The organism is Bradyrhizobium sp. BR13661, from assembly GCF_029892425.1.
GTDB lineage: Bacteria > Pseudomonadota > Alphaproteobacteria > Rhizobiales > Xanthobacteraceae > Bradyrhizobium.
Genome location: NZ_JARXWB010000001.1, coordinates 499,160 through 519,432 on the forward strand (window position 1 = coordinate 499,160; position 20,273 = coordinate 519,432).

The window sequence follows — 20,273 nt, forward strand, 5'->3', positions numbered from 1 at the left end:
GCGAGCAAGAATTTGGTGCGGCGCACGCTACGCCTGAGAATGCTCCAAAACGCTGTCTATAAAGCAGGCTTATGGCGTGCAGTGAGGCACGCCATTCACAGGGATGCGCGAGGTCGATCGTTGGACAAACGAGCGGAAAGCGTCGAGATCAGGTCCGCGAGCAAGGCGTACGGCGCCGTTCGCGCCCTCGATGACGTTTCCCTCAATGTCGGCGCCGGCGAATTCGTCTCGCTGCTCGGCCCCTCCGGTTCCGGCAAGACCACGCTGCTCGGCATTTTGGGCGGCTTCATCCTGCCGACCTCCGGCACCATCCTGTTTGGCGGCCGCGACGTCACTTACATGCCGCCGCACAAGCGCGACATCGGCGTCGTCTTCCAAAACTACGCGCTGTTCCCGCATATGAGCGTCGGCGAGAACGTCGCCTTTCCCCTGCGCGCCCGCCGCCTGCCGAAAGCGAGCTGGCCGGACAAGGTCCGCGCGGCATTGTCGATGGTCGGCCTTGCCGGTTACGAGGAGCGCGGCATCGCGCAGCTGTCCGGCGGTCAGCGTCAGCGCGTGGCGCTCGCGCGCGCCATGATCTTCGAGCCGCGATTGATCCTGATGGACGAGCCGCTCTCGGCGCTCGACAAGCAGCTGCGCGAGACCATGCAGATCGAGCTGCGCGCGCTGCACAAGCGCATCCAGGCCACCATCATCTATGTCACCCATGACCAGCGCGAGGCGCTGACCATGAGTGACCGGGTCGCTGTGATGAAGGACGGCCGCCTGATCCAGATCGACCAGCCCGAGCGGCTGCACGATCATCCGGCGGATTCCTTTGTCGCAAGTTTCATCGGCGAGGCGACGATGCTCCCCGTCCGGCGCGTCGATGCCTCCAGTGTCGCGCTCGGCAATGCCCTGCTGCGCAGCGCCCGCGCCATTCCAAATGGTGACGCCCTGATGCTCGCCGTGCACAGCGAGAAGCTGCTGATCGACGACGGCGCGCAGGATGCCACCTGCAACCGCCTGACCGGGACGGTCACCGACATCGTCTATCAGGGTGAGAGCCTGCGCATCTTCCTGGCGCTCGCTGACGGCATCGCGATCAGCCTGCGCCAGCCCTCCTATCACCAGGCCTATAGCCGCATTCCGCCGCTCGGCGGCAGCCTCACCGTCACCCTTCATCCCGAGGACACCATCGTCGTGCCCCGGGCGGACTGAAGCCTTGTTGCAACCTGAGAGAAGAAGAACACATGTCGACCCAAGCCGCGTTCAGCAATTTCAAGGTTCTCACCTTCGACGTCGTCGGCACCTTGATCGATTTCGAAACTGGCGTGCTCGAAGCCGTGCGCAGGATCGGAGGCAAGAAGGCAGCCGAGCTCAGCGACGAGCAGATCTTCGAGCCCTACAAGCGTGGCCGCGACAGGCATTACGAGCGCTCGAGCGAAGTGATGTTCCACGTCTATCGTCATCTCGCGACCGAGCTCGGACTGCCGGCTGATGACGCGTCCTGCGACGTGTTCCAGCTCTCGGTGCTACGCTGGGGACCATTCCCTGATTCCGTCGAGGCGCTGAAGCGCCTGCGCACAAAGTTTCGTCTGGTGGCGATGACCAATGCCGACCGGGTTGCGCTGTCGTGCTACGCGCATGCGCTTGGCAATCCCTTCGACGACACCGTCTGCGCCGACGAGACGGGCGTTGCGAAACCGAACCCGGAGTTCTTCGCCTACAACAAGGGCCGTCAGTCGGCCTTCGGCTACAAGCAATCCGACATCCTGCACGTGGCGCAGAGCCAGTACCACGACATCGGGATTGCACGGAAGCTCGGCTACAAGGTGTGCTGGATCGAACGCCGTCAGGGTATCGCCGGTTTTGGCGGCACGCCCGCCGTCGAGACATTGACAAAACCGGACTTCCATTTCCCGACCTTGAAGGCGCTGGCCGACGCGGCCATCGGGCCTGCGGCGTAATCCGTGAGCGCCGGCATGACACGGGACTGGACAGCGCTGCCATCGGCCAACTCGCTGTGGGAAGCCACAGCGGAGCCGGCGCGCGCGTTTCCCGTGCTGTCCGGCGAGCATCAGGCGGATGTGGTGATCATCGGTGCGGGCTACACCGGCCTGTCCGCCGCGCACCACATCGCCAGGAGCGGCCTCGCACCTGTTGTGCTCGAGGCTAACAGTCCCGGCTGGGGCGCGAGCGGCCGCAATGGCGGCGTGATCACCGCAAAGTTTCGCCTGTCGTTCCGCGAGATCGATGCCGTGCATGGCCGCGCCATGGCCAGGCGCATGTACGAGATCGCGCATGAATCGACCGACATGGTCGAGGAACTGGTCTCCGAGTTCGGCATCACCAGCGCGAACCTGACGCGCACCGGCCAGGTCAAGGCAGCGCACAACGAGACGACACTGAAGGCCGCCGTCGACGAAGCCGACTGGATGACGCGCGAGATGGGCTCGGCCGAGGTTCGCATCCTCAGCAAGGGCGCCGTGCGCGACGAGACCGGCTCGGACGTCTTTGTCGGCGGCGTGCTCAATCCCGGCTCGGGCGGCATTCATCCGCTGAACTATCTGCGCGGCCTTGCCGATGGTGTGGCGCGCCGCGGCGTTCCGATCTTCCAGCAATCGCCAGTGATCAAGCTGCGGCGCGACAAGGACGGCATTGTCGCCGAGACCCCGCAAGGTGCGGTGCGCGCGAAGCAGGCGATCATCGCGACCAACAGCTATTCCGATCTGACCGATGCGACCGCACATATGCAGCGCACGCTGATCCCGTTCCGCAGCGCGCTCATTGCGACCGAAAAACTGCCGCGCAATCTCGCGGGCATGCTGATGCCGACCGGGCGGACCTACACCGAGACCAAGCGCATGATGCGCTGGTTCCGGATGGTCGACGATCACGTGATCTTTGGTGGCCGCGGCGCCTTCGGCAAGCAGGACTCGCAAGCCGCCTTTGACGCGCTCCGCAAGGCCATGGTCGGCATCTTCCCTGATCTCGCCGACGTCCCGCTCGCCTACAAATGGTCGGGCCTCGTTGCGATGACGCTGGACTCGGTGCCGCATATCGGCCGGATCGACGACCGCACGCTGGTCTCGATGGGTTACAACGGCGCAGGCGTCGCGATGTCGAGCCTGATGGGCCGCTACCTTGCGGCCTTCGTCCGCGGCGAAGCGCCCGATGTCGGGCTGCTCGACGTCAGCCGGATGAAGGCCATTCCGTTCTATCCGCTGCGCGAGCCCGCCGTGCGCATGGTCGCCGGCTGGTACCAGTTTCTCGACGCGATCGGTCAATAGGATCTTTGGTGATGGAGGAGGTGAGGATGAACATGAAACGGAAATTTGGATTGGGCTGCGCGCTGGTGGGCGCGATGGGATTGACCGCTGCGGCGGATGCCGCCGAGCAGATCACCTTCGTTTCGCAAGGCGGTGCCTATCAACAGGCGCAGACGGTGGCGATCCTCGATCCCTCCGCCAAGAAGCTCGGCATCACCATCAACCAGGATTCGATTCCCGACGCCTGGCCCGCGATCAAGACGCAGGTCGGCAGCGGCAAGCCGATCTGGGACGTCGTCGACACCCCCACCGGCTATTGCCTGCGCGGCGGCGAGCAGGGGCTGATCGAGAAGCTCGACTTCTCGAAGATCCCGAACGCGGCGGCGATGCCGGAAGCGTATCGCAGTCCCTATTCAGTGTCGTATGAATTCTATTCCAGCGTTCTCGCCTACAGCCAGAAGACGTTCCCAAAGGACGCGCCGAACAGCTGGGCGGATTTCTGGGACGTCAAGAAATTCCCCGGCCGCCGTGCGCTGCGTAACCACCCGATTGCCACGCTCGAAGCGGCACTGATGGCTGACGGCGTCGCGCCCGACAAGCTCTATCCGCTCGACGTCGATCGCGCCTTCAAGAAGCTGGAGGAGATCAAGCCCAACATCACGGTGTGGTGGACCTCGGGCGCGCAGTCGGCGCAGCTCCTCAATGACGGCGAGGTCGACATGGAGATGGCGTGGAACGGCCGCGTCAGCGCGGTCGCCAAGGAGGGCGCCAAGGTCACCTTCACCTACAACCAGGGCATCCTGCAGAGCACCTCGCTCTGCATCCTCAAGGGCGCGCCCAACCTCGATACGGCGGTGAAGTTCCTCAACGAGGCCGTCGACCCCGTGCACCAGGCCAATCTGCCGCTCAACATCGATTACGGTCCGGGCAATCCCAAGGCGTTCGACACCAATGTGATCAAGCCCGAGCGCGCTGCGCAATTGCCGAGCGAGCCGGCGAATGCGGCCAAGCAGGCGCTGATGTCCTACGCCTGGTGGTCCTCGCCATCAGGTGAGGCCGCCGAGAAGCGCTGGGCATCGTTTATGCAGAAATGAGCGAGGCGGCGTTGACGATGTCTGTGCCAGATCCATCGCAAAAGCATCAGCGCCGCGAGCACGGCCTGATGCTGGCGCTGGTGTCGCCGGCGCTGCTGGTGATCCTGGCTCTGATCGTGCTGCCGGTCGGCTGGCTCGCCTGGCAGTCGATCTACCATGACGGCTTCACGCTGGAGAATTATCGCCGCGTCTTTACCGAGGATATCTATTGGCGGAGCTTTGCGCTGACCTTCGAGATCAGCCTCGCGGTGACCGTCATCGCGCTGCTGCTCGGCTATCCCGTCGCCTATCTCGCCAATTCCGTGCCGAAGGGATGGAGCATCCTGATCCTATCGCTGGTGGTGCTGCCGTTCTGGACATCAGTGCTGGTGCGCGCCTATGCCTGGCTGGCGCTGCTCCAGCGCACCGGCGTGATCAACCAGCTCCTGCGCTATCTCGATGTGATCTCCGAGCCGCTGGCGCTGGTTCACAACACGTTCGGCACTGCCGTCGCGACCGTGCACATCCTGCTGCCGTTCATGGTGCTGCCACTCTACGCCACCATGCAAAAAATTCCCGGCGATCTCATGCAGGCCGGCGCCAGCCTCGGTGCGAGCCCGTCGCTGACGTTCTTCCGCGTCTTCCTGCCGTTGTCGCTGCCGGGCGTGCTCGCGGGCTGTACCATGGTGTTCGTGCTTTGCCTCGGCTTCTACATCACGCCGGAATTGCTCGGTGGCGGCCGCACGGTGATGGTGTCGATGCTGGTGAGCCGCAATGTCGAGCTCTACAACCAGTTCGGTGCCGCGAGCGCGGTCGCCGTCGTGCTGCTCCTTGGCGTGCTCGCGATCTTCTTCGTCGTCAGCCGCTTTATCTCGCTCGATCGCGTGTTGGGGCAGAAATGACGCGCATCTCGCCCGCACGCATCGCCCTCTACGTCATCAGCGCGCTGGTGCTGGTCTATCTGATCCTGCCGGTTCTGATCATCGCGCCGATCTCGTTTTCCAGCGCGCGCTTCTTGACCTTTCCGCCGCCGTCGTTCTCGACGCGCTGGTATCAGCAGTATTTCTCCAATCCGGCCTGGATGCAGGCGACGCTGACGACGCTGACGGTCGCGCTGCTGACGGTGGTGATCGCGACCCCGTTCGGGGTGGCCGCTGCCTATGCCATCAGCCAGTCAAAACTGCGGATCATGCGCGTCATCCACATGGCGTTGCTGCTGCCGCTGGTGGTGCCGATCATCATCACCGCGGTGGGAATCTTCTTCGTCTACGCCAAGGTCGGCCTGGTCGCGACCATGCCCGGCCTCGTGCTGGCGAACGTGATGCTGGGCTTGCCTTACGTCGTCATCTCCGTGCTCGCCGGTATGCAAAGCTTTGATCCCGCGCAGGAGATGGTGGCGCGCAGCCTCGGCATGAACCGGCTGCGCAGCTTCTTCGCGGTGACCTTGCCGCAGATCAAGTCGAGCGTAATCGCCGGCGGCATCTTCGCCTTCATCTCGGCGATGGACGAGACCATCGTCGCGCTGTTCATCTCCGGCGGCCAGTATCAGCCGCTGACCAAGCGCATGTTCACCGCGCTCCGCGACGAGATCGATCCGACGATTGCCGCTATCTCGACGCTGATGACGGCGGCGTCGTTCCTGCTGGTGTTAGCGGCGAGCTCGCGGCAGAAGAAGGCGGGGTGAGGGCGGTCGGCTCAAGCCTTCGCCCCCAACCACGCCAGGATCATCTCCACGATCTGGCTCCGGCTCTTCGCCAGCACCTTCGGCTCGCTCAGATCCCGATCGAACAGCGCACCAAACGTATGCCGGTTGGCGACGCGGAAGAAGCAGTAGGAGGAGATGGCCAGATGCAGATCGATGGCGTCGACGTCGTCGCGGAAGACGCCCTCGCTGCGACCGCGCTTGAGGATGCCGTCGAGCGTCGCGATCACGCTGGCGTTGAGCTGGCGCAGCTGCAGGTTCTGCTTGAGGTGCTTGCCATGGTGGATGTTCTCGATTGAGACGAGGCGGATGAAGTTCGGGTTGCGCTCGTCGTGGTCGAAGGTCGCCTCGATCAGCCGGCGCAGGCCCTCGCGCGCATCGCAGCTTTCGATGTCGAGCTGGTCCTCCAGCGCGCGGATGCTGCGATAGGCCTCTTCCAGCACGGCAAGGTAGAGCTGCTCCTTGCCGCCGAAATAATAATAGATCATCCGCTTGGATGTGCGTGTCCGCGCCGCGATCGCATCGACGCGCGCGCCGGAATAACCCTCCGAGGCGAATTCGGCCATCGCCACTTCGAGGATGTCGCGCTTGGTGCGCTCGGGGTCGTTGGTGCGCTTCGATGGGGGTGGCATGCGCTTGAGCATCACAGTTTCTCCCGCCCGTTTCTATGGATCACCTTGAAGGTGAAGGCAAATTTCGCCCAATCCGACGCTTCTCCGGCGCGGCCTTGCATAAACGTACTAGTTCGTACATTATGGATCGAAACCAAGGTTGCGGCAACCAAAAGCAAAAGACGCGCACGGCCGGACGGGCATGACGCGAACTGCGACCGCCATCACACGGGGAGGAATTCTGATGAGCTTGACCTCAACTGCATCGCTGCACGCGCCATCCGGCGCGGACGTTGCGCAAGCCAAGCTGCCGAAGCGCGCCGCACTCGTCAGCTTCGTCGGCAGCATGCTCGAATACTACGACTTCTTCATCTACGGCACCGCGGCCGCGCTGATCTTTCCAAAAGTGTTCTTCGCCAATGTCGACCCGTCGACAGGGACGCTGCTTGCGCTGCTGTCGTTCGGCATCGGCTATATCGCGCGCCCCGTCGGCGCCGTGATCCTCGGCCATTTCGGCGACCGCATCGGTCGCAAGACGGTGCTGCTGTTTACGCTGGTGATCATGGGCGCCTCGACGCTCGCGATTGGCCTGCTTCCCGATGCGAAGACCATTGGCAATGCCGCACCTGTTATCCTGACGCTGCTGCGTTTGTTGCAAGGCCTGTCGGCGGCGGGCGAGCAGAGCGGGGCGAACTCGCTGACACTCGAGCACTCCGCCAATTCGAACCGCGCCTTCTTCACGAGCTGGACCCTGAGCGGCACTCAGGCCGGCGCGATCCTGGCGACGCTGGTGTTCATCCCGGTGTCGAGCATGCCGGAAGATCAGCTGCTGAGCTGGGGCTGGCGCATTCCGTTCCTGCTCTCCGCGCTGGTGCTGCTGGTCGCCTATCTGGTGCGCCGGACCATGCCGGAAACGCCCGTGTTCGAGGACATCAAGGACAAGGCGCAAGTGGCGCGCTTTCCCGTCGTGGCGCTGCTGCGCGACTATTGGCCGGACGTGCTGCGCGTCATCGTCTGCGCGCTGATCGCGACCGTCTCCACCCTGACCGCGGTGTTCGCCCTCGGCTATGCCACCAGCAAGTTCGGCGTCGCGCGCCCGACCATGCTGTGGGCCGGCGTGCTCGGCAATGTCACCGCGCTGTTCGCGCAGCCGCTCTGGGCTCTGCTCGCCGACAGGATCGGCCGCAAGCCGGTGTTCATCGGCGGCGTGCTCGGCTGCGCCGTGCTGCTGTTTCCGTATTTCATGCTGGTGACGTCGGGCAGCACGACTGCGATCTTCGCCGCCGCGATCGGGCTCTACATGATCTACTCCGCGCCGAACGCGATCTGGCCGTCGTTCTATGCGGAGATGTTCGAGGCGCGCGTGCGCTATTCCGGCACCGCGATCGGCACCCAGCTCGGCTTTCTCGCCGCGGGCTTCACGCCGCTGGTGAGCGCGAGCCTCGTCGGCGAGGGACCGAATGGCTGGATCCCGGTTGCGATCTTCGTCGCCGGTTGCTGTGTCGCCTCGGCCTTGGCCGCATCGACCGCGCGCGAAACCCACAAGGTCGACATCGCCGATCTCGGCAAGCGGCGCGCGTAAAGACAGGATTGGGATCGATGCTGACCAACGCAGTTCAGACCACGCTCGGCCCGATCATGGGGGCCGAGCAGGGCGCCATCCGTGCCTTCAAGGGTGTGCCCTTCGCGACCGCGCGGCGCTTTGCCAAGGCAACACCGCCGCCGGCGTGGACCGAACCGCGCCGCTGCACGGACTACGGCGCTTACGCGCCGCAGCCCGGGCATCTCGATCAGGCGGAGGAGTCTTGTCTCAGCCTGAATATCTGGGCGCCGGTCGGGACGAAGGGCCCGCTGCCGGTGTTGTTCTTCATCCACGGTGGTGCCTTCGTCACCGGCGGCGGCGCCGACTATGACGGCGCGTTCCTTGCTACGCACGGCCCGGCCGTCATTGTCACGATCAATTACCGGCTCGGTCCGCTCGGCTTTCTGCAATTGCATGGCCATGGATTGGCTGAAGCCAACAACCTCGCCATCTCGGATTCGCTCGCTGCGCTCGACTGGGTGCATGCGAATATCGCCAATTTCGGCGGCGATCCTGATCAGCTGACGCTGTCGGGCCAGTCGGCGGGCGCGTCCATGGTGATCGCGCTCGCGACCTTGCCGCAAGCCAAGGGCAAGTTCGCCCGTGCGCTGGCGCTAAGCGCACCCGGCCGCAAGATCATGAGCGCCGCCCATGCCGATCACGTCGTGCGCCGGGTGCTGGCCGAACTTGAGCTCGAGCAAGACCCGCAGGCGATCGAATCCCTGCCGTTGCCAAAGCTATTCGCGGCCGTCGAACGCGTCGGCCGTAGGATCGCGGACGAGACGGATTCAGGCACCGTGTTCGGCCCGGTGCTCGACGGCACCGTGATCGCGCGCGAGCCGCGCGATGTCTTCGCCGACGGGGCCTTGCGCCACATCCCGCTCTGGCTCGGCTCCTGTCGCGACGAAATGGTGATGTTCCTGAAGAGCAATCCGCCGGCCGCGATGATCCGCACCACCGAGCGCAATGTTCGTGTTGCGCTCAGTGACGCCGGCTGGGAGCGTCTGCTGGCCTGCTATCGCGGCTCGGCGCGCCCCGACGAGGATCCCTACGAGGCGCTGCTGTCGGATGCGTTCTGGCATCGCCCGATGGCCGATCTCGCGCGGCTCCATTCGGCTGCGGGCGGCGCGGTGTGGCTGAGCCGGTTCGATCATCGCCCGGCGCTGGAGCCGTTCCTCTCGCAAGGTCCGACCCACGGCGCCGACAATGCCTGCCTCTGGGCGCATCTGCCCGACTTCATCGATCGGCCGATCCTGAAACGCAAGGGCGGCCCGATGACGCCTGCTGACATCGACGTCGCGGCCCGGTTTCAGACCAGCCTGTTGCGCTTCGTGACATCAGGCCAGCCCGACGTCGCGGAAGCCTGGCCGCGGTTCGAGCCTGCTAACGAGCCGCTCGCAATCTTCGGTCAGCCGTTTCATATCGTGCCGCAGAACGAAGGCGCGCGCTTCCGCCTGTGGGCGGAATTGAGCACTGGCGCCAACGATAAAAAGAACATCAGGGAGGCCGTATGAGCATCTTGAACCGGAACGCGTCATGGTCCGCAATCTCGATCGCTTCGTTGCTCGCGATGCTTGCAGCTTCGCCGCTCTCGGCGCAGATCGTCGCGACGCCTGTTCCCGGAGACCCCGTCAGCATCGATAGCGGGGCCGTTTCCGGCAAGGTGCTGCCGTCGAATGTCAAAGCCTATTTCGGCATTCCCTTCGCAGCTCCGCCGCTCGGTGATCTCCGCTGGCGCGCGCCGCAGAAGGTCGAGGCGTGGAAGGGCGTGTATCACGCCGACCGGCTGGCGCCTGAGTGCATCCAGGTGCTGCGCCGGCACAATCTCAATCATTATTTCGGCGAAGAGGCGACCAGCGAGAACTGCCTCTATCTGAACATCTGGGCGAGCGCGGATGCCAAGCCGGGTGCAAAACTGCCGGTCGTGGTCTGGATCTATGGCGGCGGCTTCACGCTCGGTTCCAGCGGCATGGCGATGTATGACGGCGAGAATGTAGCCAGAAAAGGCACGATCTTCGTCAGCTTCAACTACCGCGTCGGCATTCTCGGCAATCTCGCTCATCCCGAACTGACCGCGGAATCGCCGCACCACGCCTCCGGCAATTACGGCCTGATGGACCAGGTCGCGGCGCTGCAATGGGTCAAGCGCAACATCGCGCAGTTCGGCGGCGACCCCGACAACGTCACCATCACCGGGCAATCGGCCGGCGCGATGTCGGTGTCGGCGCTGGAGGCGAGTCCGCTGGCGAAGGGCCTGTTCCATCGCGGCTTCGCGATGAGTCTCAGCATGTTCGACGCCAGATTCAAATTCCCGGCGCTGCCGGCGGCCGAAAAGACCGGCCTCGAGGTGCAGTCCGCGCTCGGCGCAGCGTCGCTGGCCGAGATGCGGCTGATCCAGGCCGACAAGATTCTGGCGGTCCAGAAGGACTGCCAGCTCGGCTGCGCCGGAACGATCTCGGTGTCGCCCGATATCGACGGCTATGTGCTGCCCGACACCGTTCCGAACATTTTTGCGGCCGGCAAGCAAAACGATGTCGCGACCGTCGCCGGTTTCACGCGCGATGAGAGCTCGAACGATCTCCGCACCGCCGGCACGCTGGAGGCCTACGTCGCGGCCGCGAAGAAGCTCTACGGCGACCAGGCCGACCGCTTTCTCGCGCTCTATCCCGCCAGGACCGATGACGAGGCAAAAGCCATGGGCCTGCTCGCTGCGCGCGAGGGCCTGGTCGAGATCGGCACGCGCAACTGGGCCGAAGCGCAGGCGAAGACCGGCAAGGCGCCGTTCTACATGTACATGTTCTCGCGCGTGCATCCTTTCACGCCCGGTGTCGAATTCTTCGACAGCCCGCAGAAGATCGGCGCCTATCACACCTCGGATGTGCCCTACTGGTTCGGAACGCAGGATGCTTTCAACAAATTTCGCACCACACGCAACTGGACCGAGTTCGACCGCGCGCTGTCCGAGCGCATGATGGACACGCTCGTCGCCTTCGCGCGGTCCGGCAATCCGGCCACGCCGGCAACGCCGTGGCCGCAATGGAAGCCGGACGCGCAAACCTATGTCGAGTTCGGCGACGACACTGGGCTGCGCGAGGAGAACCGGGTGCGGCTCGAATTCCACACGCCCGCCAACGTCACGCCGTCGACACCGCGGATATCGCGCGACTAGCGCGAAGTCGGCACCTGTAATCTGTTTCACAGGCGGATGCGCCGATCTGCGCTAGATGAGGTCAGGCCCCGCGTCGCGCGGCCGGCTTCGGAGCTGGCGATGATTGCTGCACTGGCAAAAGCAATATCCCGTGCGACGGGAACCAATGTCGACATCGAAACGCTGAAGATCCTCGTGATCTTCTCGGGCGCGGGCCTCTTGGTCTCGCTCGTCGCCGCGATGATCTACGGACAGGCTCTCAACGCCGCTCTATTCTGAGCGCGTCGCAATCCCTCAGGCCACCGGTTCCTTGGAGCGGCTTCGCTCACGCGGCGCCAGCGGCGGTGCGGGCTTCAGCGGCGCGTCCTCTCGTGGCGCAGCGTCACCGCCTGAGCCGTGTTCAACCGGTGCAGGACCGGTGTCGCGCCAGGCGACGAACCAGATCAGGATGCCCAGAACCGCGAGCGCCGCGCCGACAGGGCCGGTGGAGGTCCAGCCGAACCCCTGACGAATGGCAAGACCGCCGAGGAACGGGCCGAGCGCGTTGGCGGTGTTGAACGCCGAATGGTTGAGCGCGGCGGCAAGCGCCTGCGCGTCTCCGGCGACGTCCATCAACCGCGTTTGCAGGACGGCTCCGAGCGCGACGCTGGCGCCGATCGCGAAAATGTCGATCGCGAGCAGCCAGGGATTGCCGGCGGCAAGCGGAAATGCCAGCAGGGCCACGAGGGCAAATACCAGGATGCCGCCCGCCGTCGGCATCAGCGCGCGGTCGGCGAACCGCGGCACGAACAGATTGCCGAGCGTGGCGCCGATGCCGAAGATCGCCAGGAAGAACGGAATGGCCCCAGTGCTGACCTTGGTGACCTCGATCAAGGTCGTCGCCAGATAAGTGTAGACGGCGAACATGCCGCCGAAGCCGATGGCGCCGATTGCAAGCGTATTCCAGACGCGGCGGCTTTTGAGCGCGCCGAGCTCGCGCAGCGGATCCGACCGCCCGGCCTGGTCGCGCGGCGCGAACAGCGCGCACAGCAGCATCGTGAGCAAGGCCAGCACCGACACGAGGCCAAAGCTCGCGCGCCATCCGACTGCCTGGCCGATCAGATTGGCCAGGGGCACGCCGATGATGGTGGCGACGGTCAGGCCCAGCATTACCTGGCCAACCGCCTGCGAGCGACGATGTTGCGGAACGAGCGAGGCGGCCACCAGCGCGGCGATGCCGAAATAGGCGCCGTGCGGCAAGCCCGACAGGAAGCGGGCCGCGATCATCGAACCAAAGCCAGGTGCCAGTGCGGTGAGGGCGTTGCCGAGTGCGAACACGGCCATCAGCGCCAAGAGCTGCGTGCGCCGCGCGAACTTCGCGCCGAGCACCGCAATCAGCGGCGCGCCCAGCACCACGCCGAGCGCGTAGGCGCTGATGGCGTGTCCGGCGGTCGGCTCGTCGATATGAAGGTCGGCCGCGAAGAACGGCAGCAGGCTCATCGATGCGAATTCGGTGGTCCCGATCGCAAAACCGCCCATCGCGAGCGAGAACAGGACGATGGCGAGATGAGGGGGCGCTGAATGGGATTTCGGTTTCGCGCTTGGCGAGGTCGCGGGAGGCGAGGTCGTCATGTGTCCTGCATGGGTGACGGCAACGGGAATAAGCCCAGCGAACGTCGCCACCCCCAGCAGTCTTTGTCTCACCTACTTAAACGCGCATGTGTCAGCGTCAACAGCGGAAGCGCCACGTAACGCGACTGCATATCAGCGTCCCGGTTTGCTCGGGGCATCCCGCGTCAATATGTCCAGTGAGATCGCCTCAAGAACGCCTCAGCCGCCGACTGTACGGCTGCAGGCGTCGCCGACATGCGCGATCGATCAGAACTGCACTTCGCCCGGAATGTCGTCGGCGCTGAGGCCGACGGTTTGATAGGCCTTCAGCAGCCATTCGCGGGTTTGGCCGAGCGAACGGTTGTAGTCGGCCCAGGCGCTGAGGAAATCCTTGGTGCGGCGATCGGCTTCGGCGCGGATGCCGAGATTGGTCGGCAGTGTCAGGATCGGCCGCGGGATCGCAAGCTCGCCGAGCGTCGGATTCTTCTTCAGCGTGAAGATCGAGAGCACCGCCAGCGAGATGTTGCAGTCGGCGCGCCCGGTCGATACCGCGAGGATCGCCTCGTCGCGGGTCTTGAAGCCGAGGATATCAGCCTTCGGGCAGTAGCGACGCGCGATGGTCTCGTGCGTCGAGCCGATGTCGACGGCGATCTTGACCTCGGGCTTGTTCAACTCGGACCAGGTCTGCGGCTTGGCAAAGCCCTTCTTGGTGATGACCGTGAAGGAGTGCACCAGGATCGGGGTCGAGAAATCGATGACGAGCGAACGCTCCGGCGTCGGGTTCACGGCGAAGGCGAGGTCGACCTTGTCGGCCTGCAGATCGAGGATCTGGTTGCCCCAGGTCGATTCCAGCATCTCGACCTTGGCGCCTAACTTGCCAGCGATGTCATTCGCCATGTCGATGCAGGCGCCCGACCATTGATTGGTGGAGAGGTCCTTGTGGAAATAGGGATCCTGGCCGGCGATGACAGCGATGCGCAGCACGCCGCTCTTCTTGATGCGCTCGAGCGTGGAAGTCGGCGCGGTGTCGGCCTTGACTGATGTGGTCGCGGCCATTGCGGCGCCCGCCAGCGCGACGGTGGTGAGTGCGTCCCTGCGGTTCATGGGCAAGTGCTCCTGGGGAATGGGGATCATCAACTCCGGCGGGTGGACTATTTCTGTATTCAGGTCATAATGCAATATGGTATTGCGCCTTTGCCGGGGATTTGTGCGATGAGGCAGGTTAGAGCCTAATCCGTTGGCAAAGCGAGAGAAAACTCCGTGAAGCCGTGCCTATATCGGGCCGGCCGGAGGGCTACCGGGATTGAGAGGAGATAAGTCTGTGCGTGCTGTTTTCGTCGATGCCAACGACACCCTGGCCGCGGTCACCGAGAAGCTGCTGGCCGCACAGAATCTACCCGTCAGCATCGTCAGAAATCCCGCGATCAAGCCCGACGATCTCCCCGGCCTGCTCGGCGATGCCGAGATCATGATCGTCGACCACACCGCGGTGCCGACGCCGATCGCAGGGACCTGCAAGGCGCTGAAGCATGTCGTCTTCCTCGGCACCGGCGCGCGCAGCTACATGAATCCCGATGAGCTCGCCGAGCGCGGCATCTCGGTTCACACCATCAAGGGTTACGGCGACACGGCCGTCGCCGAATGCGCGATCGCGCTGATGTGGGCGTCGGCTAAAGGCTTCGGCGAGATGGACCGCGGCATGCGCGAGGGCAACTGGCTGCGTCGCGACGCCGTGCAGCTCACCGGCAAGACGCTCGGCTTGATCGGCTTCGGCGGCATTGCGGCGGAGGCCGCGCGCATGGCGGCAGGTTGCGGCATGAAGGTGATCGCCTGGAACAGGACGCCGAAGACGCATCCAGGCGTGGAGTTCGTCTCGCTGGAGAAGCTGCTGGCCGAGAGCCACGTCGTCTCGCTGCATCTCTTGCTCAACGACGAGACCAAGGGATTCCTGTCGCGCGAGCGTATCGCGCAGATGCGCAAGGGCAGCATCCTGATCAACACGGCACGCGGCGCTGTCGTCGACGAAGACGCGATGCTGGAGGCGCTCCGCTCAGGCCACATCGCCCATGCCGGCCTCGACGTCTTCACCGTCGAGCCGCTGCCGGCTGGCCATGCTCTCACAAAACTGCCGAACGTGACGCTGTCGGCGCATTCGGCATTCCGCACGCCGGAGGCGAGCGACAATCTCATCGGCGCGGCCCTCGACCACTGCCGCCGCATCATCGCGACTGGCAAGTAAAGAACAAGGACATCCCATGTCTGACATCACCCGCATCGACCAGAACGCCCGCCGCAGCCGCGCTTCCGTGTTCGGCGATCTCGTTTTCCTTGCCGGACAAGTCGCTGACACCAAGACCGCCGACATCACCCAGCAGACCAAGGAGGCGCTGGCGAAGGTCGACGACATGCTGGCGCGCGCCGGCACCGACAAGTCGCGGCTGCTCAGCGTTCAGGTCTGGCTCAAGACGATGGACGATTTCGACGCCATGAACGCGGTCTATGATGCCTGGGTCGTATCAGGCAGCACGCCGTGCCGCGCCTGCGGCAAGGTCGAACTCGCCGACCCCGCCTACCGCATCGAGGTGATCGCGATTGCCGCGCGGCGCTGACATGCGTGTCGATGCCCTCAGCACTGTCAGCATCGGCCTTGCACTCGATTTCAGCCTGTCCTACGCCAAAAGCGCATTCGCCAAAGCCTGCAGGGAGCCGTCATGACCATCAGAAACACCCGCACCGGGGGCCAGATCCTGATCGACCAGCTGGTCGCGCAAGGTGTCGAGCGCGTGACCTGCGTGCCCGGCGAGAGCTATCTTGCGGCGCTCGATGCGCTGCATGACAGCCCAATTGACGTCATGATCTGCCGCGCCGAAGGCGGTGCGGCGATGATGGCCGAAGCCTATGGCAAGCTCACGGGACGCCCGGGCGTCTGCTTCGTCACCCGCGGCCCCGGCGCCACCAATGCCAGCCACGGCGTTCACATCGCGATGCAGGATTCGACGCCGATGATCCTGTTCGTCGGTCAGGTCGACACCGGCATGATTGGACGCGAAGCGTTCCAGGAGCTCGACTACAAGGCCGTGTTCGGCACCATGGCGAAATGGGCGGTCGAGATCGATCGCCCCGACCGCATTCCCGAGCTGGTCGCGCGCGCCTTCCGCGTCGCCATGCAGGGCCGCCCCGGTCCGGTCGTGATCGCACTGCCGGAGAATATGCTGACCGAGACTGCGGCGGTGGCCGATGCCATGCGCATCGAGCCCGCGGTGAGCTGGCCGGCACCATCAGATATCGAGCAGGTCGGTGCGATGCTCGCGAGCGCCAAGGCGCCGCTCGTCATTCTCGGCGGCTCGCGCTGGACAGATCACGCCACCAAGAGCATCGCGCGCTTTGCCGAACGCTTCGACCTGCCGGTTGCGACCTCGTTCCGCCGGGCCTCGCTGATCGACGCCGACCATTCGCATTATGCCGGCGATCTCGGCATCGGGCCGAGCCCGGGCCTGAAGGCGCGCATCGACAACGCCGACGTCCTTCTCCTCATCGGCGGCCGCATGTCGGAGATGCCATCATCGTCCTACACGCTGCTCGACATTCCGACACCGCGGCAGAAGCTGATCCATGTTCACCCCGGCTCGGAAGAGCTCGGCCGCATCTATCAGCCTGAGCTCGCGATCCAGGCGACACCGGCCGCGTTCACTGCCGCCGTCGAAACGCTGAAGCCCGCAGGCACGGTTGCCTGGAAGGGCGAGGCCGCCAAGGCCCATGCAGACTATCTCGCCTGGACCGACAAGGCGCGCGAGCTGCCGGGCACGTTCCAGTATGGCCAGGTCATGACCTGGCTGCGCGACCGCCTGCCGAAGGACGCGATCGTCTGCAACGGCGCCGGCAATTATGCCGGCTGGATCCATCGCCATCACCGCTTCCACAGCTTTGCCTCGCAGCTCGCACCGACCTCGGGCTCGATGGGCTATGGCGTGCCGGCCGGCGTACTCGCCAAGCGGCAATATCCGGACCGTGTCGTCGTCGCCTTCGCCGGCGACGGCTGCTTCCTGATGAACGGCCAGGAATTCGCGACCGCCGTGCAGTACGACGCGCCGCTGATCGTTGTCGTCGTCGATAATTCGCAATACGGCACCATCCGCATGCACCAGGAGCGCGACTATCCCGGCCGTGTCGTCGGCACCCAGCTCAAGAATCCTGACTTCGCGATGTATGCGAAGGCGTTCGGCGGCCATGGCGAGCGCGTCGAGCGCACCGAAGAATTCGCGCCGGCCTTCGAGCGCGCGCTGGCTTCACGCAAGCCGTCGATCCTTCACTGCATCATCGATCCCCGCGCGATCTCGGTCGGCAAGGATTTTTCGCCGGCGGTGAAGGCGTAAGCGATGCCGGAAAGCCGCCACGTCGCCATCATCGGAGCCGGTGCAATCGGCGTGATCAGCGCCATCGAGGCGCTGCGCGAAGGACACCGCGTCACGCTGATCGACGCAGGCACGCCTGGTGGCGAGCAGGCGGCGAGCTATGGCAATGCTGGCTGGCTCTCCTCGCATTCGGTGATCCCGCCGGCCGAGCCCGGCGTCTGGAAGAAGGTGCCTGGTTATCTGATCGACCCGCTCGGTCCGCTCGCGATCCGCTGGTCTTATCTGCCGAAGGCGCTGCCCTGGCTGATCAAATATCTGCTCTCGGGCTGGACCGAGGCGCGGGTCGAGACAACGGCGTTTGCGCTGCGCGATCTGTTGAAGGACGCGCCACTGCTGCACCGGAAGCTCGCGGAAGAAGCCGGCGTGCCTGAGCTGGTCGAGCGCAACGGCGTCATGCACGTGTTCCCGTCGCGCGGCAATTTCGACAACGATCTCGGCTGGCGCCTGCGCAAGAAGGTCGGTGTCCAGTGGATGGAGCTCAACGCCGACGAGATGCGTCAGCGCGAGCCGGATCTGCATCCGCGCTACACCTTTGGCGTGGTGGTGGAGGAGGCCGGACGCTGCCGCGATCCCGGCGCTTACGTTGCGGCGCTGGCCCAGCATGCGCTCGCGAACGGGGTGAAGTTCGTGCAAGCGAAGGCAATCGGCTTGAAGCTGAGCGGCAACAAGCTCGTCGCCGTTCGTACCGAGACTGGTGAGATCGCTTGCGATGCCGCAGTGGTCGCGGCCGGCGCGCATTCAAAGAAGCTCACGGCATCGGTCGGCGATCCCCTCCCGCTCGAGACCGAGCGTGGCTATCACGTCATGATCGAGAACCCGGAAATAGGTCCGCGCAGCTCGATAATGGCGTCCGACGCCAAGATGGTGGTGAACTGGACTGACAAGGGCCTGCGCGCTGCCGGCACCGTCGAGATCGCCGGCCTCGAGGCTGCGCCGAACTGGAAGCGCGCCGAGATCCTGCGCAATCACCTTCTCAGCATGTTTCCGAAACTGCCGAAGGATATTCCAGCCTCGCGCATCAAGACCTGGTTCGGTCATCGGCCGAGCATGCCGGACGGACGTCCCTGTATCGGCTATGCACGCGCCTCGCGCGACATCGTCTATGCCTTCGGCCACGGGCACATTGGCCTCGTCAGCTCGGCTCGCACCGGCCGTCTCGTCGCCCAGCTCCTGAGCGGCAAGCCGCCGGAAATTTCGCTCGCGCCGTTTTCGCCCAGTCGCTTTCTCTGAGATCGCACCATGACCATTTCTGCCAACTCCTCTTCCCGCATCGCCCGTGGCGGCAAGGCCATCTACGGCGCGCCACTCGGCATTCTGATGCTGGAAGCGCGCTTTCCCCGCATTCCCGGCGACATGGGCAACGGCACGACCTGGCCATTCCCCGTGCTCTATCGCGTGGTGAGCGGCGCATCGCCCGAGAAGGTGGTGCTGAAGGGCGCCGCCGGCCTGCTGCCCGATTTCATCGATGCGGCCAAGGATCTGGTGCGGTTGGGCGCTGAGGCCATCACCACCAATTGCGGTTTCCTCTCGCTGTTCCAGAAGGAGATCGCAGCGGCCGTCGGTGTTCCCGTTGCGACCTCGTCGCTGATGCAGGCGCCGTGGGTGCAGGCGACTTTGCCGCCGGGCAAGCGCGTCGGTCTCGTGACGGTATCAGGCTCAACCCTGACGCCGGCCCATCTCGAAGGTGCCGGCGTGCCGCTCGATACGCCGCTGGTTGGCACCGAGCACGGCAAGGAGTTCTTCCGCGTGCTGATCAAGGCCGAGAAGGATGATATGGACGTGGCGCAGGCCGAGCGCGACGTGGTCGAGGCCGGCAAGGAACTGGTCGCCAGGAACCCTGACGTCGGCGCCATCGTGCTCGAATGCACCAACATGCCGCCTTATGCGGCCGCGCTGCAGGCGGAAGTCGGGTTGCCGGTCTACGATATCTATTCCATGATCACCTGGTTTCATGCTGGACTGCGCCCGCGCGTATTTGCCTGATTCCAGCCGATGCGTGCCCTTCACGAGCTGTGCTCTCGTTGACATTGCAATCGCTCCCGCAGCCCCGGTATATTGAGCTGTGTTCGGGGATGAATGCAGTTGATGATGAGCAACGTGGAACTGGCTTCCGATAGTATCGTCGATCGCGTCTATGAGCAGCTCAAGGCGATGGCCGTGAGCTATGAGTTCAAGCCGGGCGAACGGCTCAACGAGGGCGAGCTGGCCAAGCGCCTCGGCGTCAGCCGCACGCCGTTGCGCGAAGCGCTCAACCGTCTCAACACCGAAGGTTTTCTGCGCTTCACGCCGGGCAAGGGCTTCTTCTGCCGCGAGCTCGACGCGCACGAGATCTTCGATCTCTACGAGCTGCGCAAATCGATCGAGGTCGCCGCGGTCCGCCTCGCCATCAAGCGCGCCAAGGATGAGGACATCGACTCGCTCTTGAAATTCCTCGAAGCCACTGGCCCCGATCCCGGCGAGCGAACCTCGGTGGAGCTGGTCGAGCTCGATGAGACCTTTCACGAGCGGCTGATGGCGATGTCGAACAATGCCGAGATGCTGCGCGTCCTGCGCAACGTGAACGCCCGCATCCGCTTCGTGCGCTGGATCGACATGGACAGCATCAACCGCTCCAACACCCAGGCCGAGCACCGCGCGGTGATCGAGGGCCTGAAGGCGCGCAACGAAGAGACCTGCGTCTCGGTGCTGGAAAAGCACATCGACCGCCGCCTCGATCGCATCACCTCGGCAATCAAGGAAGGCTACGCGCAGATCTACATGCCGGCGGCGAGAGCCGGGGCGAATTAGCTAGCGAGCCACAGCGACGGTGCTCTTCCCTTCTCCCCTTGCGGGAGAAGGTGGCGCGAGGCGCCGGATGAGGGGTATTTCTCCACGCATACAGCAGCGTCTGAGCACGCCGAGACA

The 20,273-nt window shown here is 64.6% G+C and carries 19 protein-coding genes; 16 read left to right on the forward strand and 3 right to left on the reverse strand.

The features are described 5' to 3' along the window. Window positions 1-120 precede the first annotated feature (120 nt). From M2427_RS02335 to M2427_RS02360, 6 genes are all read left to right on the forward strand, one after another. Window positions 121-1,200: an ABC transporter ATP-binding protein gene (locus tag M2427_RS02335; RefSeq protein ID WP_280704484.1), complete on the forward strand. Its 1,080-nt coding sequence runs from the start codon at window positions 121-123 to the stop codon at window positions 1,198-1,200. Window positions 1,201-1,232: 32 nt separating this feature from the next. Then, window positions 1,233-1,949: an HAD family hydrolase gene (locus M2427_RS02340; protein WP_280704486.1), complete on the forward strand. Its 717-nt coding sequence runs from the start codon at window positions 1,233-1,235 to the stop codon at window positions 1,947-1,949. A 15-nt stretch (window positions 1,950-1,964) separates the two neighbouring features. After that, a complete protein-coding gene (locus M2427_RS02345; RefSeq protein ID WP_280704487.1) occupies window positions 1,965-3,272 on the forward strand; it encodes an FAD-binding oxidoreductase in 1,308 nt (435 codons plus the stop codon). A gap of 26 nt (window positions 3,273-3,298) precedes the next feature. Beyond that, entirely contained in the window at window positions 3,299-4,345 is a 1,047-nt protein-coding gene (locus M2427_RS02350) for an ABC transporter substrate-binding protein (protein WP_280704488.1), read from the forward strand. A 68-nt stretch (window positions 4,346-4,413) separates the two neighbouring features. Continuing rightward, window positions 4,414-5,226, forward strand: a complete 813-nt coding sequence (locus M2427_RS02355) for an ABC transporter permease (protein ID WP_280704701.1) — start codon at window positions 4,414-4,416, stop codon at window positions 5,224-5,226. After that, window positions 5,223-6,008, forward strand: coding sequence for an ABC transporter permease (locus tag M2427_RS02360; protein WP_280704489.1), 786 nt, complete (start codon window positions 5,223-5,225; stop codon window positions 6,006-6,008). Before M2427_RS02355 ends, M2427_RS02360 begins: the two co-directional genes overlap by 4 nt. Before the next feature lie 11 nt (window positions 6,009-6,019). Here M2427_RS02360 and M2427_RS02365 read toward each other — a convergent pair whose 3' ends face one another. After that, on the reverse strand, window positions 6,020-6,670 hold the full coding sequence (locus M2427_RS02365; RefSeq protein WP_280704490.1) for a TetR/AcrR family transcriptional regulator: 651 nt from the start codon (window positions 6,668-6,670) through the stop codon (window positions 6,020-6,022). A gap of 211 nt (window positions 6,671-6,881) precedes the next feature. Here M2427_RS02365 and M2427_RS02370 point away from each other — a divergent pair, with 211 nt between their 5' ends. The 4 genes from M2427_RS02370 (at window position 6,882) to M2427_RS02385 (ending at window position 11,646) form a co-directional block, all read left to right on the forward strand. Beyond that, the gene (locus M2427_RS02370; protein WP_280704491.1) at window positions 6,882-8,219 is read left to right on the forward strand and encodes an MFS transporter; all 1,338 of its coding nucleotides are present in this window, start codon (window positions 6,882-6,884) and stop codon (window positions 8,217-8,219) included. A 17-nt stretch (window positions 8,220-8,236) separates the two neighbouring features. Further along, window positions 8,237-9,733: a carboxylesterase family protein gene (locus tag M2427_RS02375; RefSeq protein ID WP_280704492.1), complete on the forward strand. Its 1,497-nt coding sequence runs from the start codon at window positions 8,237-8,239 to the stop codon at window positions 9,731-9,733. After that, window positions 9,730-11,388 carry a carboxylesterase family protein gene (locus M2427_RS02380; protein ID WP_280704493.1) on the forward strand — a complete coding sequence of 553 codons (1,659 nt, stop codon included), beginning with the start codon at window positions 9,730-9,732 and terminating at the stop codon, window positions 11,386-11,388. The genes M2427_RS02375 and M2427_RS02380 overlap by 4 nt, the downstream gene beginning before the upstream one ends. Before the next feature lie 99 nt (window positions 11,389-11,487). Then, window positions 11,488-11,646, forward strand: a complete 159-nt coding sequence (locus M2427_RS02385) for a hypothetical protein (RefSeq protein ID WP_280704495.1) — start codon at window positions 11,488-11,490, stop codon at window positions 11,644-11,646. A gap of 15 nt (window positions 11,647-11,661) precedes the next feature. On the opposite strand, the gene M2427_RS02390 is transcribed toward M2427_RS02385, so the two are convergent. Both M2427_RS02390 and M2427_RS02395 read right to left on the reverse strand, forming a co-directional pair. Then, entirely contained in the window at window positions 11,662-12,978 is a 1,317-nt protein-coding gene (locus M2427_RS02390) for an MFS transporter (RefSeq protein WP_280704496.1), read from the reverse strand. 246 nt (window positions 12,979-13,224) lie between these two features. Beyond that, window positions 13,225-14,061 (reverse strand): transporter substrate-binding domain-containing protein, encoded by an 837-nt coding sequence (locus M2427_RS02395; protein ID WP_280704497.1) that lies wholly within the window; start codon window positions 14,059-14,061, stop codon window positions 13,225-13,227. A 217-nt stretch (window positions 14,062-14,278) separates the two neighbouring features. On the opposite strand from M2427_RS02395, the gene M2427_RS02400 reads away from it, so the two are divergent. The 6 genes from M2427_RS02400 (at window position 14,279) to M2427_RS02425 (ending at window position 20,156) form a co-directional block, all read left to right on the forward strand. Then, window positions 14,279-15,196: an NAD(P)-dependent oxidoreductase gene (locus tag M2427_RS02400; RefSeq protein WP_280704498.1), complete on the forward strand. Its 918-nt coding sequence runs from the start codon at window positions 14,279-14,281 to the stop codon at window positions 15,194-15,196. A gap of 16 nt (window positions 15,197-15,212) precedes the next feature. Beyond that, window positions 15,213-15,566 carry a RidA family protein gene (locus M2427_RS02405; protein ID WP_280704499.1) on the forward strand — a complete coding sequence of 118 codons (354 nt, stop codon included), beginning with the start codon at window positions 15,213-15,215 and terminating at the stop codon, window positions 15,564-15,566. 102 nt (window positions 15,567-15,668) lie between these two features. Continuing rightward, on the forward strand, window positions 15,669-17,330 hold the full coding sequence (locus M2427_RS02410) for a thiamine pyrophosphate-binding protein (RefSeq protein ID WP_280704500.1): 1,662 nt from the start codon (window positions 15,669-15,671) through the stop codon (window positions 17,328-17,330). 3 nt (window positions 17,331-17,333) lie between these two features. Next, window positions 17,334-18,599 (forward strand): FAD-binding oxidoreductase, encoded by a 1,266-nt coding sequence (locus M2427_RS02415; protein WP_280704501.1) that lies wholly within the window; start codon window positions 17,334-17,336, stop codon window positions 18,597-18,599. Between the two features lie 9 nt (window positions 18,600-18,608). After that, the gene (locus M2427_RS02420) at window positions 18,609-19,352 is read left to right on the forward strand and encodes an aspartate/glutamate racemase family protein (RefSeq protein ID WP_280704502.1); all 744 of its coding nucleotides are present in this window, start codon (window positions 18,609-18,611) and stop codon (window positions 19,350-19,352) included. Between the two features lie 102 nt (window positions 19,353-19,454). Then, window positions 19,455-20,156: a GntR family transcriptional regulator gene (locus M2427_RS02425; protein WP_280704503.1), complete on the forward strand. Its 702-nt coding sequence runs from the start codon at window positions 19,455-19,457 to the stop codon at window positions 20,154-20,156. Window positions 20,157-20,273 lie beyond the last annotated feature (117 nt).